Origin of the sequence: Streptomyces sp. DH10 (assembly GCF_029813805.1) — a bacterium.
Lineage (GTDB): Bacteria > Actinomycetota > Actinomycetes > Streptomycetales > Streptomycetaceae > Streptomyces > Streptomyces coeruleofuscus.
The window spans coordinates 91714-104907 of sequence record NZ_JARVKU010000018.1 but is presented as its reverse complement, the minus strand read 5'-3'; the positions used below and the strand labels follow the sequence as shown (position 1 = coordinate 104907).

At 70.4% G+C, this 13194-nt stretch carries 11 protein-coding genes; 5 read left to right on the top strand and 6 right to left on the bottom strand.

Annotated features, from left to right (window positions below):
- Positions 1-49 precede the first annotated feature (49 nt).
- Entirely contained in the window at positions 50-1228 is a 1179-nt protein-coding gene (locus tag QC385_RS31230) for a PP2C family protein-serine/threonine phosphatase (protein WP_279544719.1), read from the bottom strand.
- Between the two features lie 161 nt (positions 1229-1389).
- On the opposite strand from QC385_RS31230, the gene QC385_RS31225 reads away from it, so the two are divergent.
- On the top strand, positions 1390-2646 hold the full coding sequence (locus tag QC385_RS31225) for a GNAT family N-acetyltransferase (protein ID WP_279544718.1): 1257 nt from the start codon (positions 1390-1392) through the stop codon (positions 2644-2646).
- A 15-nt stretch (positions 2647-2661) separates the two neighbouring features.
- Here the strand turns inward: QC385_RS31225 and QC385_RS31220 are convergent, their stop codons facing one another.
- Entirely contained in the window at positions 2662-3471 is an 810-nt protein-coding gene (locus QC385_RS31220) for an Fpg/Nei family DNA glycosylase (protein WP_279544717.1), read from the bottom strand.
- A gap of 309 nt (positions 3472-3780) precedes the next feature.
- Positions 3781-4266, bottom strand: coding sequence for a ribose-5-phosphate isomerase (locus QC385_RS31215; RefSeq protein ID WP_279544716.1), 486 nt, complete (start codon positions 4264-4266; stop codon positions 3781-3783).
- A gap of 284 nt (positions 4267-4550) precedes the next feature.
- Between QC385_RS31215 and QC385_RS31210 the strand changes: the two genes are divergently transcribed.
- Positions 4551-6056 carry an amino acid permease gene (locus QC385_RS31210; protein WP_279544715.1) on the top strand — a complete coding sequence of 502 codons (1506 nt, stop codon included), beginning with the start codon at positions 4551-4553 and terminating at the stop codon, positions 6054-6056.
- An 87-nt stretch (positions 6057-6143) separates the two neighbouring features.
- On the opposite strand, the gene QC385_RS31205 is transcribed toward QC385_RS31210, so the two are convergent.
- A complete protein-coding gene (locus tag QC385_RS31205; RefSeq protein ID WP_443033044.1) occupies positions 6144-8075 on the bottom strand; it encodes a protein kinase domain-containing protein in 1932 nt (643 codons plus the stop codon).
- A 274-nt stretch (positions 8076-8349) separates the two neighbouring features.
- Here QC385_RS31205 and QC385_RS31200 point away from each other — a divergent pair, with 274 nt between their 5' ends.
- Positions 8350-9090, top strand: coding sequence for a hypothetical protein (locus tag QC385_RS31200; RefSeq protein ID WP_279544714.1), 741 nt, complete (start codon positions 8350-8352; stop codon positions 9088-9090).
- 87 nt (positions 9091-9177) lie between these two features.
- On the opposite strand, the gene QC385_RS31195 is transcribed toward QC385_RS31200, so the two are convergent.
- The gene (locus QC385_RS31195) at positions 9178-9759 is read right to left on the bottom strand and encodes a biotin transporter BioY (protein WP_150480853.1); all 582 of its coding nucleotides are present in this window, start codon (positions 9757-9759) and stop codon (positions 9178-9180) included.
- Positions 9760-10138: 379 nt separating this feature from the next.
- Between QC385_RS31195 and QC385_RS31190 the strand changes: the two genes are divergently transcribed.
- Both QC385_RS31190 and QC385_RS31185 read left to right on the top strand, forming a co-directional pair.
- On the top strand, positions 10139-11518 hold the full coding sequence (locus QC385_RS31190; protein ID WP_279544713.1) for an amino acid permease: 1380 nt from the start codon (positions 10139-10141) through the stop codon (positions 11516-11518).
- A 136-nt stretch (positions 11519-11654) separates the two neighbouring features.
- Complete coding sequence (locus tag QC385_RS31185; protein ID WP_279544712.1) at positions 11655-12302, top strand: superoxide dismutase; 648 nt, start codon at positions 11655-11657, stop codon at positions 12300-12302.
- 113 nt (positions 12303-12415) lie between these two features.
- Here QC385_RS31185 and QC385_RS31180 read toward each other — a convergent pair whose 3' ends face one another.
- Complete coding sequence (locus tag QC385_RS31180) at positions 12416-13192, bottom strand: SAM-dependent methyltransferase (protein WP_279544711.1); 777 nt, start codon at positions 13190-13192, stop codon at positions 12416-12418.
- Between the last annotated feature and the right edge of the window lie 2 nt (positions 13193-13194).

Genomic DNA, 13194 nt, shown 5'->3' with positions numbered 1-13194 from the left:
GGTCCCAGACCGCACCTGGCCCCAGCCCGCATCTGAGGAGAACGGCGCCTCAGCGGGCGGCGGCCGCCGTCGGGCCCTCCCGGCAGATCAGCAGCAGGGCCCGGTCGTCGTTGACGTCCTTGGCCACCGCCTCGATGAGGTGCCAGGCGGCGCCGTGGAAGCCTCCCGCGACGTAACGGTCGGCCTCGCCGGTGAGGCGGTCGATGCCCTCGACGATGTCGCGGTCGGAGGTCTCCACCAGGCCGTCCGTGAACAGCATCAGCACGTCACCCGGGCGGAGCGAGCCCTTCACCGGGTCGAACTGGGCGCCGTCGTACACACCGAGGAGCGGGCCTTCCGCCGTCTTCTCCTCCCAGCGGCCGCTGCCCGCGCTGAGCTGGAGGCCCGGCGGGTGGCCGGCGGAGTAGAGCTCGTAGTCACCGGAGTCCAGGTCGAGGACCAGGTGGATGGAGGTCGCGAAGCCCTCGTCCCAGTCCTGGCGGAGCAGGTAGCCGTTGGCGGCAGGGAGGAAGGCGTGCGGCGGGAGGGAGCCGAGCAGGCCGCCGAACGCGCCGGACAGGAGCAGCGCCCTGGAGCCCGCGTCCATGCCCTTGCCGGAGACGTCGGTGAGGACGACCTCGAGCGTACGGCCGCCGTTGGTGCGCGCGGCCACCACGAAGTCGCCCGAGAAGGACTGGCCGCCCGCCGGGCGCAGCGCCATCTCGCGGTGCCAGCCGTCGGGCAGGCCGGGCAGCTTGCTCTGCACCCGGATGCGTTCACGCAGGTCGAACAGCATGGTGCCGCCGCGCCGCCAGGGCACGCCGACGCGGCTGCGGAACTGGGCCAGCAGCAGCCCGAAGAAACCACAGGCCGCGACCACCAGCACCACGCCCGGAGTGACCCGGGACGGGCCCTCCGTGTAGGGGCCGAGCCGCACCGACTCCACGATCAGTGCCGTGGCGGCCGCCGCATACAGGCCGAGCAGGCTCGCCGGGCGCAGCAGCAGGCCGCCCACGACGACCGGCAGGACCAGCGCGGCCGGCGAGAACCACACGGAGTTCGCCAGCGTCGCCGCCGTGATCAGCGGGACGGTCATGAGCAGACCGGCCAGGGCGATCCAGTCCGAGCCGTCGCCGCGGAAGTAGTCCACGGCGGCCCGGCGCACGCCGACGCGGGCCCGGTGCCACTGCTTCTTCAACCGGGCCGTGAACGTCTCGGCTTCCGCGCGCCGCTCTCGTCCTGCTGCCATTAGTTCGGGACCCTATCCATCGGAGCGGCCACTTGGCACGGGAGGTCCTACTTGTCCCCCGTCCGAGGGCCGACTTCACAGTGAACTTCACCGCGCGCCGCCCTGCGCCACCCCGGCGAAATTCCCTCGCTCGTCCCGCATCGCCCTGCTAGGCATGGTCCATGACGATTGACACGGCCGGCTCCGCGGCGACCCCGCGGGTACTTCGCCAGGACGACTGGGACCAGTGGTACGACACCCTCATCCGCGGCTTCGGCGGGGTTCCGGAGTCCGTCGAGGAGCGGGAGTTGTGGAACTCGCTGACCCAGTTCGACCGTTCACTCGGTGTCTGGGACGGGGACGCCTGTGTGGGGACGGCCGGGGCGTTCCGCTTCCGGCTCACCGTGCCCGGCGGGGCCTCGGTGCCGGCCGCGGGCGTCACGATGGTGAGCGTGGCCGCCACGCATCGCCGGCGGGGTGTCCTGACGTCGATGATGCGGCGGCAGTTGGACGACGTCCGCGCCTGGGGTGAGTCGCTGGCCGTGCTCACGGCCTCCGAACCGGCGATCTACGGCCGGTTCGGATACGGCATCGCCACCTTCCACTTGAACGCCGAGATCGACACGAGCCGGGTGCGGCTGCCGTCGCTGCCCGCGGGTACGGACGAGGTGCGTCTGCGATACGCCGTTCCCGCCGAGGTCGTCGATGAGTGCGAGGCGGTGTACGCGCGGCTGGTGCCGTCGCGGCCGGGGATGCTGGCGCGGCAGCCCGGCTGGGAGCGGCTCGGGGTGCTCGATCCGGAGAGCGACCGGGGCGGGGCGTCGCCGCTTCAGTGCGTCCTCGCCGAGCGGGACGGTGAGACGGTCGGGTACACGCGGTACCGCGTCAAGCCGGGCTGGGAGCCCGCCGGGCCCAACGGCAGCGTGATCGTGGAGAACTCGGCCGCGCTGGACCCCGCGGCGGACGCGGCGATGCTGCGGTTCCTGTTCGGCATCGACCTGACGTCGACGCTGGTGATGCGGGGGCGGCCGGTCGACGACGCGTGGCAGCACCTGGTGTCCGACATACGGCGGTGTCAGCCGCGGTTGCGGGATTCGCTGCACGTACGGCTGGTGGATGTCGGGGCCGCGCTGGAGGCGCGGACGTATCAGGCGCCGGTGGATGTGGTGTTCGAGGTGGAGGACGCGTTCTGTCCCTGGAACACCGGGCGTTGGCGGCTCAGCGGGGATGCGAAGGGGGCGTCCTGCGCGCGTACGACGGACACGGCGGATGTCGCCTTGTCCGTACGGGAGTTGGGGGCGGCGTATCTCGGCGGGGTGAGCCTCGGGGCGTTGGGGGCGGCGGGGCGTGTGCGGGAATTGCGGCGGGGGGCGCTGGCGGAGGCCTCGTTGGGATTCGGGGCCGGTGTGGCGGCTCCGTGGCTGCCGCACGGTTTCTGAGGGCGGGGCTGATTCTCAGGGGCGTTGGCAGGTCGGGCACCAGAAGAGGTTGCGGGCGGCGAGATCGGCGGTGCGGATCTCGCCGCCGCAGATGTGGCAGGGCTGGTTGGCCCTGCGGTAGACGTACACCTCGCCGCCGTGGTCGTCCACGCGGGGCGGGCGGCCCATCGCCTCCGGGGTGTGTTCCGGGCGGACCGTGTCGATGCGGTTGTTGCGGACGCCCTCGCGCATGAGCTCGACCAGGTCGGTCCAGATCGCGTGCCACTCGGCGGGGGTGATGTCCTTGCCGGGGCGGTACGGGTCGATGCGGTGCCGGAAGAGGACCTCCGCGCGGTAGACGTTTCCCACACCGGCGATGACCTTCTGGTCCATGAGCAGGGCGGCGATGGTCGTACGGCTGCGGGAGACGCGGCGGTACGCGGTGTCCGGGTCGGCGTCGTCGCGGAGGGGGTCGGGGCCGAGGCGGTCGTGTATCGCCTGCTTCTCCGGGGGTGTGATGAGGGCGCAGGTGGTGGGGCCGCGGAGGTCCACGTAGGTGGTGCCGTTCGCGAGGCGGAGGCGGACGGTGTCGGTGGGCGGGGGTACGGGGGCGGGGCCGAAGGTGACCTTGCCGAAGAGGCCGAGGTGGATGTGGATCCAGTCGGTGGCGCGGAAGCCGAGGAAGAGGTGTTTGCCGTGGGCTTCCGTGTGGGTGAGTTCCGAGCCGGTGAGGAGGGAGGCGGCGTCGGAGAACTTGCCCTGGGGACTGGTCACCCGGGGGGTCGTGCCGAGGAAGGCCCTGGCGTAGTCGAGGGCCAGCCGGTGGATGGTGTGGCCTTCCGGCACGCGTTTCTCCTGTGATCGTCGCCTTTGCCCACCCGCCCGCGGTTACTCAGGAGGCCGAGGTCGAAAGACCTCATGGCTCCGCCCCGGGCCCCACTCGACACCGCCCCCGTTGGGCTGCGACACCCCCATGAGGCCCGAACGCCGAGCACCACGTCGGCTTCGGACATGGAGCTGTGCGCCGGGCTCGGGGGCGAGGCGGCGGTGGGTGGAGGCCGGCGGCCTCGCGCCTCGGGGCGGGGGCTTTCGCCCGCTCGGGGCGCGAGCGCCTGCGCCGGTCGTTCAGGCGTACGCCTCGGGACCGGCCGGGGCTTACTGCTGGGGGTGGTGGGGCGGGATGGGCGGGAGGTCGCCTGTCGATTCGTACGTCTCGAGCATGTCGATTCGACGGATGTGACGTTCGTCACCGGAGAACGGCGTGCCGAGGAACGTCTCGACGAACGCCGTCGCCTCGTCCTGCGAGTGCATGCGCGCGCCCACGGCGACGACGTTGGCGTTGTTGTGCTGGCGGCCGAGTGCCGCCGTCTCCTCGCTCCAGGCGAGGGCCGCACGGACGCCCTTGACCTTGTTCGCGGCGATCTGCTCGCCGTTGCCGGAGCCGCCGATGACGATGCCGAGGGCCTCGGGGTCCGCGGCCGTCCGCTCCGCGGCGCGGAGACAGAAGGGCGGGTAGTCGTCCTGGGCGTCGTAGATGTGCGGGCCGCAGTCGACGGGGTCGTGACCCGCCGCCTTCAGCCACTCGACGAGGTGGTTCTTGAGTTCGTAGCCCGCATGGTCCGAGCCGAGGTACACGCGCATGGGACGAGTGTGACACGGGTGTTTCGGGGCAGGCGCGCGGGGTGGCGCTCACGAAAACGTGAGGCGAATGTGAGCCGCGTTATAGAAGCTCAGGAAAACCTCAAGTAACAATCTGGATTCAAAGGTTCTCCATGTCGTTCGCCTCCGATTCACTGGACCCGCTCGTACACCGCTGCACCACGCTCGTATGAGCCCCTGTACACCGTCTTGCCGCGACACACCCGTTCGTACGGCTCAGGCGGACGTACGGAAAACAGCTCCCCGGCGCAAAGGAAAACCGTTCCATGACCTCGCAGCCGACTCTCAAGACGACAGGAAACGAACCCGGCGGCCCCGGAGAACCCGGCGGCGAACCCGGGCTCCAGGCAGGGCTCAAGAACCGGCATCTGTCGATGATCGCCATCGGCGGTGTCATCGGGGCGGGCCTGTTCGTCGGGTCCAGCTCGGGTATCGCCACCGCGGGGCCCGGCATCCTGCTGTCGTACGCCCTCGTCGGCACGCTCGTCGTGCTGGTGATGCGGATGCTCGGTGAGATGTCGGCCGCCAACCCGACCTCGGGTTCCTTCTCCGCGCACGCCGACCGGGCGCTCGGCCCCTGGGCCGGTTTCTCCATCGGCTGGCTGTACTGGTTCTTCTGGGTGGTCGTGCTGGCGGTCGAGGCGACCGCCGGGGCCGTGATCCTGGAGGGGTGGATACCGGCCGTGCCGCAGTGGGCCTGGGCCCTGATCGTGATGGTGGTGCTCACCGCCACGAACCTCGTCTCCGTCGGGTCGTACGGCGAGTTCGAGTTCTGGTTCGCCGGGATCAAGGTGGTCGCGATCGCCGCGTTCATCGTCATCGGCGGGCTCGCCGTGTTCGGGGTGCTGCCCGGTGTCGACAGCGAACAGGCCGGGCTGAGCAACCTCACCGAGCACGGGGGCTTCCTGCCCCACGGTCCCGGGGCGATCCTCACCGGTGTGCTGCTCGTCGTCTTCTCCTTCATGGGCAGCGAGATCGCCACCCTGGCCGCCGGTGAGTCCGAGAACCCGCAGCAGGCCGTCACCAAGGCCACCAACAGCATCATCTGGCGAGTCGCCGTCTTCTACCTCGGCTCGATCTTCGTCGTGGTGTCCCTGCTGCCGTGGGACAGCAAGTCCATCACCGACGACGGCTCCTACGTCGCCGCGCTCGACTCCCTCGGCATTCCGCACGCCGGTCAGATCATGAACTTCATCGTGCTGACCTCGGTGCTGTCCTGCCTCAACTCCGGCCTCTACACCGCCTCCCGCATGGCCTTCTCGCTCGGCCGCCGCGGCGACGCCCCGAAGTCCTTCGCCCGCACGACCGGCAACGGCGTGCCGCGGACGGCGATCCTCGCTTCCGTGGCGTTCGGATTCGTCGCCGTCTTCTTCAACTACAAGTTCCCGGACTCCGTCTTCCTCTTCCTGGTGAACTCCAGTGGCGCGGTCGCCCTGTTCGTGTGGCTGGTGATCTGCTTCTCCCAGCTGCGGATGCGGAAGATCATCCAGGCCGAGGCGCCCGAGAAGCTCGTCGTGAAGATGTGGCTGTACCCGTACCTGACCTGGGCGACGGCCGCGCTGATCGTGTTCATCCTCGGTTACATGCTCACCGACACCGAGCACGACGGGCGCCAGACCATCGTGCTGTCGCTGCTCGTCGCCGCGCTCGTCCTCGTCGTCGCCTTCGTGAAGGAGAAGGTGCGCGGGGGGCAGCGGGCCGCCGCCGCTGACGCCGCCCAGGCGCAGACGCAGCCCCAGGACGACAGCCGGGACGAGGTCTCGGCCGGCTGACCCCTCCGGCGCTCGCCCTTCGCGGTGAACCGGGGCCTGCGGTGCGTGTTCCGCCGGAACACGCACCGCAGGCCTTTGCGTTGCCCCCTACAGCACCGTGAAGCTGTCCTTGACCTTCTCGTACGTGCGGAGGGCTTCCGGTTCGATGCCGGAGTCGTACCAGGTGTTGATCTGGTACGACTTGCCGTCCACGTTGAAGCCGAGCAGGCGGGCGTGCCAGTGGACGCCCCGCAACGTGAACGTGTACTCCCAGATCACCGCCGGGTGGCCGCGGTACGTCGTCTCCTCCAGGCGGATCTTGCGGTAGTCCTTCCCCTGCTGGGCGTTGCGCTCCGAGGTCTGCCAGGTCTCCAGCAGGTCGCCGCGGGCCAGGGACGACTTGCCGACGAGTTCCTGTGTGCCGTCCGGGGAGGTGTAGTGCACTTCCGCGCCCGTCTTCACGTCCCGCCGCCAGTCCTCGGGTGTCGCCCAGGCGAATCCACCGGCCTCCCGGTGCGCGCCCGGCGGCAGGCTCTGCGGCCTGGATGTGCCTCCGACCGTGGCTGAGGGTGTGGAGTCCGGGGTGGGTTCGGTGGCGGAGTCCGTGGCGGGGGCTGTGGTGAGTGGTGCGGAGGCCGAGGAGCCCGCGCGGGGGTCGTCGTCGCCCGGTGAGCCGGATGTCGTCGCCAGCACGATCCCCACGACGGCGCCGACCGTCGCGACCGTGGCCGCCGCGGCGGCGAGCGTGGTGCGGCGGTGGCCGGAGCGGGGGCGGGCGGCGGCCGGTGTGGCGGGGCCGGGGAGTTCGCCCGGCGGCATCGTGGTGGGGGCCGGGGCGGGGTGGGGGCGGCACTCCGTCGCCGCCTGCGCTCGGGTGAGGGAGACGCGGCTCGGGCCCTGGGTGGTCGTGGTGGTGGCGGGAGTGGCGGTGGTGCTGCTGACGGCGGGGGTCGGCGAACCGGCCGTGTTCGGTGGTGCCGTCTGCGGGGCGGGGGTGGGGGCGGGTTGGCGAGGGTCCTTCGGAGTGGGTGGCGGCGTGGGTGGCCGGGGTGGTGGCATGGGGGCCGATGTCCGCGGCTCCCGTTCCGGTTCCGGGGCCGGTTGTCCGTCCCGCTCGGGGTCCAGGTCAGGTACGTGTTCGGGCCGGCAGCCCGGAACCGCCACTGGTTCCCGCGCGGGCGGCGAATCCGACACCGGCTCCGGGAAGTTCGTCGCGCACTCCCGTCGCTCCCGGCCCGCCCCCACCGGCACCGTAGGCGTCGGCGGCGGGAACGCGACCGGCTCCAAGGCCGCTTCCAGTTCCTCGAGCCCCGGACGGGCCGACGGGTCCTTTTCCAGCAGGGACGTCAGGATGCCGCGCAACGGGCCGCACCCGGCGGGGAGTTCGGGCTCCTCGTACAGGACCGCGTGCAAGGTCGCCAGCGTGGTGTCGCGAGCGAAGGGGGAACGGCCGCCCAGGGCCGCGCAGAGGGTCGCGCCGAGGGACCAGACGTCGGACGGCGGGCCCTGCGGGCGGCCGGATATGCGCTCGGGGGCCATGTAGTCGGGCGAGCCGACCAGCATGCCGACCATGGTGAGCGCCTTGGCGTCCTGGATCGCGGCGATACCGAAGTCCGTGAGGACCACGCGTCGTTCGCGTCCCGGGCCGGCCGGGCCGCTCCCGTTCTCCACGAGCACGTTGCCCGGCTTGATGTCCCGGTGCAGTACTCCCCGTGCGTGGACCTGCCGTAGCGCCGCGACCAGGCCGAGCCCGATCCGGGCCGTATCGCACGGCCCCAGGGGGCCCTCCTCGGCGAGGATCCGTTCGAGGGAGCGGCCCGCGACCAACTCCATGACGATCCACAGGCGTTCGCCTTCGTCGACCACGTCGTACACCCGCACGACGTTGGGGTGGTCGATCCGGGCCGTGGCCCTGGCCTCGCGCAGGGTGCGTTCGCGGCGCGTCCCGCTGTCCTCCGCGTCGAGGCCGTCGATGCGCATTTCCTTGACGGCGACCTGCCGGTCGAGTATTTCGTCGGCGGCTCGCCACACCCGCCCCATTCCCCCCTGACCGATACTTTCGACCAGCCGATAGCGCCCCGTCACCAATACCCCTGGAACACCGCCGATGTTCGCATTCCCCGGCAATCCGCTGCACCCCCTCCGCGACGCCGCGACCGACTCCAGTGAAACACAACGGTCACACTTCGTGCCTCATCAGGATAGTGCCGGGAAATCTTGTGGTAGCTCTTTGAGTACTGCGAATTCAGGCGCAGTCCGGGACAGTCCGAGGGCAGTCCGGAGGCAGTCCCAGGGGGACGCAAGGGGGGCGAACATGAGTTCTCGTCGCACGGCGGCGGTCACGGGATCGCTGGTAGCGGCATCTTTCTCGGCGGTGGTGATCCTTTCCGGAACGGCCGGCGCGGAAGACGAAGGGCCCGCAAGCAGCAAGGGAGGAAAGGTCGTCGACGAGGCACCGGCGGGGGTGAAGCTGACGACGCTGCTGCCCGAGAAGATCTCGGTCGACAACAGCTCCGAAAAGACAGCGCTCACCGCCACAGTGAAGAACGAGGGAAACAAGGACAGCGGGAAGATCCGGCTTTTGGTCGTCGGTTTCGACGGGCTCACCGTCAAGAACGTCCAGGGCTGTTCCCCGATAGCCGAGAACAATCTTCCGGAGGGTTCGAACAGCGGTTTCAGCTGCCCCATCGACAATCTCGCGGCCGGTAAGTCGAAGTCGTACGCCGTCGACGCGACGTACGACCTGGGCAAGACCGGGAAGATCTGTCTGCCCGTCCAGACCGGCGACGGGAAGAAGACGTTCTGGCAGCAGGGCCCGGTGCCCTTCGGCACGACCAATCCGTCGCCGGACGCACCGGCGACGCCGCTGCTGCTCGGCACCGACAACGAGCCGGTCTCCCCCGGCAAGCCGGATTCCCCGGGCGGCAAGGAGCTGCCGAAGACCGGCCCGGCGCGTGATCTGCTGCCGCTGGGCGCGGCCGGTGCGTCGCTGCTCGCGGCGGGCGTGGCCGGGATGTGGTGGTCGCAGCGGCGGCCGGCACGGCAGGAGGTCTGAACCGGCCGCACGGCACCGCAACACACGAGAGGCTCGCCGGGCTGAGGGAAACCTCCCCCGGCGAGCCTCTCGTCGAGTACCGCTGCTTCAGCGCTTGTCGGCGAACTTCCATGCCGTCGGCAGCGCCCCCATCGCCAGCGCCGCCTTCAGCGCGTCGCCGATCAGGAACGGCGTGAGGCCGGCCGCGATCGCGGCGGCCGCGGACATGCCGGTGGCGAGGGCCAGGTAGGGAACGCCGACGGCGTAGATGATCGCCTCGCCCAGCAGCATCGTGCCCGCCATGCGCAGCATCGAGCGGTCGGCGCCGCGGCGGGCCAGGGCGCCCACCACCGTGGAGGCGAGGATCATGCCGAGGATGTAGCCGAAGGAGGGGGCGACTCCGGAGGTGCCCTGCGCGAACCACGGCATACCGGCGAGGCCCGCCACGGCGTACAGCGCCAGCGAGAGGAAACCGCGGCCGGCGCCGAGGGCCGTGCCGACGAGCAGCGCGGCGAAGGTCTGGCCGGTCACCGGCACCGGGGAACCGGGCACGGGCAGGGCGATCTGCGCGGCGAGGCCAGTGAGCGCGGCTCCGCCGAGCACGAGGGCCGCGTCCCGGACACGGGAGGCAGGCAGCAGGTCGGCGAGGACCTGCCCGGTGCGGGCGGGTGTGGCGGCAGCGGTGCTCATGGGGACTCCGCGGGAGTGAGGGCCGTTCGGGACACGGTGACGCTATCCCAGCGCACTCGCCCGGTTCACCGTCAGCGCTCGACAAAGGGGAGATCGCGCGGTTGGTTGACTTCGGACAAAGGGCGGGGGCACACGGGGTGCGGAGTGATGCCGGTCACGGAGGTGGCGAGGGTTCGGTCACCTGGCGGGCGGGAAGGCGACTGTAGGGTTTCACCAAAACACCCTCCGGGCGCATGTCAACCCTCCGTTTACGGTCACTCACAGCACGCGTTCCATGCGTCCGCATACTGGACCGCCCTCCCCGCGGGCCGGAGGGACCGCCCAGACTGGGGGCGTTTTTGCCCGCTCCCGCCTCTCACGCATTGGACGAGCCGCGCCCATGCCCAGCACCACCACCGGGACGCCGCCCAGCACGGACGACGTCTCCCTCTCCCATGGCCTGAAGCAGCGCCACCTGTCGATGATCGCCCTCGGCGGGGTGATCGGCGCCGGTCTCTTCGTCGGCTCCGGCGCGGGTATCGCCGCCGCCGGCCCGTCGATCGTCGTCGCCTACGCCCTCTCCGGTCTCCTCGTGATGCTGGTGATGCGGATGCTCGGCGAGATGTCGGCCGCGTATCCGTCGTCGGGTTCTTTCTCGGCGCACGCGGAGCGGGCGATCGGCCCCTGGGCCGGATTCACCGCCGGCTGGGCGTTCTGGGTGCTGCTGTGCACGGCCGTCGGTCTGGAGGGCATCGGTGCCGCGAAGATCGTCAGCGGCTGGCTGCCGGGCACGCCGGAGTGGGCGTGGGTCGCGCTGTTCATGGTGGTCTTCTGCGGCACGAACCTCGCGGCCGTGAAGAACTTCGGTGAGTTCGAGTTCTGGTTCGCGGCCCTGAAGGTCGGCGCGATCACGCTGTTCCTTGCGCTCGGCGTCCTGGCGATCCTCGGGATCCTGCCCGGCACGGACTCCCCCGGCGCCTCGCACCTCACCGACTTCCTCCCCAACGGCGGTGAGGGCCTGGTCATCGGCCTGCTCGCCTCGGTCTTCGCCTACGGCGGGCTGGAGACGGTCACCATCGCGGCGGCCGAGTCGGAGAACCCCGTCAAGGGCGTGGCGAGCGCGGTCCGTACGGCGATGTGGCGCATCGCGCTGTTCTACGTCGGTTCGATGGCGGTCATCGTCACGCTGGTGCCGTGGGACTCGAAGGAGGTCGTCGAGAAGGGCCCGTACGTCGCCGCCCTCGACGAACTCGGCATCCCGGGTGCCGGGCAGCTGATGAACGTGGTCGTCCTGGTGGCGCTGCTGTCCGCCATGAACGCCAACATCTACGGCGCCTCGCGCATCGCGTACTCGCTGGTGGAGCGCGGCCAGGGCCCGAAGGCGCTGGGCCGGGTCTCGGGCGGGGTCCCGCGGATCGCCGTGCTCGCCTCCTCCGTCTTCGGGTTCCTGTGCGTGCTGCTGAGCTACTGGCGGCCGAACGACGTCTTCTCCTGGCTGCTGAACATGATCGGCGCGGTGATTCTGGTCGTCTGGATCTTCATCGCCGTCTCGCAACTGCGCCTGCGCCGACGCCTGGAGCGGGAGACGCCGGAGAAGCTGGTCGTGCGGATGTGGTTGTTCCCGTGGCTGACGTGGATCGCGCTGGCCGGCATGGCCGCCGTCTTCGTGCTGATGGCCCGCCAGCCCGACACACGGGTCCAGCTCTACTCGACGGGCGGGATGACGCTGGCCCTGGCGGCCGTCGGGTTCGCGTGGCAGAAGGCGCGCGCCAGGCAGTAGGAATTCCGGCACAGAAAGGCCCCTGCGACACACGTGGGGGTCTTTTTGTGTGTCCTGAGCACCCACTTGCACCCTCTTGCTGTTAGCGTGCAGTTGCAAGAGTATTGCAATAAGAGGTCCGGAAGGGATCCCGCCCATGCCCGTCTACACGCTGCCCGAGCTCCCGTACGACTACTCCGCGCTCGCCCCCGTGATCAGCCCCGAGATCATCGAGCTGCACCACGACAAGCACCACGCGGCCTATGTGAAAGGCGCCAACGACACGCTGGAGCAGCTTGCGGAGGCGCGGGACAAGGAGACGTGGGGGGCGGTCAACGGGCTGGAGAAGAACCTGGCCTTCCACCTGTCCGGGCACATCCTGCACAGCATCTACTGGCAGAACATGACCGGCCCGAAGGACGGTGGTGGTGAGCCGCTGGCCGCCGACGGCGTGGGTGAGCTCGCGGACGCGATCGCCGAGTCGTTCGGGTCGTTCGCGGGCTTCAAGGCCCAGTTGTCCAAGGCGTCGGCCACGACCCAGGGTTCGGGCTGGGGCGTGCTGGCGTACGAGCCGCTGAGCGGGCGGCTGATCGTCGAGCAGGTCTACGACCACCAGGGCAACGTCGGCCAGGGCTCGACCCCGATCCTCGTCTTCGACGCCTGGGAGCACGCCTTCTACCTCCAGTACCGGAACCAGAAGGTCGACTTCATCGAGGCGATGTGGCAGGTCGTCAACTGGCAGGACGTCGCCCGGCGTTACGAGGCCGCCAAGTCGCGGGCGGACGTGCTGCTGCTGACGCCCTGACCGCCACGCGCTGCCGAGTCGTCCTGCCTCGTGATCGTCTTCTCACCCTTCACGAACGGCAGGCGGAATGAAGGAAGCCCCCGTGAGGACGTGACTCACGGGGGCTTTCCGCGCTACGGCTTGCGGCCCAGGCCGCCGTGCTGGCCGATCGGCTCGGTGGGAGCGCCCGGCTCGGGATGCCACAGCGGTACCGAGACCACGCCCGGTTCCACCAGCTCCAGTCCCTCGAAGAAGGCCTCGATCTGCTCGACCGGACGCAGGTAGTACGGGACCGCGCCGGTCTCGTTGTAGGAGTCCTGGGCCTGCTCGTAGGCCGGGTCGGTACCGCGCGATCCCTCGTTGAGGGAGAGGTAGCTGCCGGAGGGCAGGCCGGCCAGGAGGCGGCGGACGAGGTCGCGGGCCTCGTCGTAGTCGGCCACGTGGCCCAGGATGCCGCTGAGGATCAGGGCCGTGGGGCGGGTGAGGTCGAGGGTCTTGCCCGCCGCCTCGATGATGCGCTCCGGCTCGAAGAGGCTGATGGGCTCGTACGCCGTCGCACCCTCGGGGGTGGAGGTGAGCAGGGCGCGGGCGTGGGCGAGGACCAGCGGGTCGTTGTCGACGTAGACGATCCGCGACTCGGGGGCGAGACTCTGGGCCACCTCGTGGGTGTTGTCGACGGTCGGCAGGCCGGTGCCGACGTCGAGGAACTGGCGTACGCCGGCCTCCTGGACGAGGTGGCGGATGCTGCGGCCGAGGAAGGCGCGGCTGCCGCGGGCGATGGTGACGATGCCCGGGAACACGGCGGTGTAGGCGTCACCGGCCGCCTCGTCCACCGGGTAGTTGTCCTTGCCGCCCAGCCAGTAGTTCCAGATCCGGGCCGAGTGCGGCACCGAGGTGTCGATCTGCGTCATGG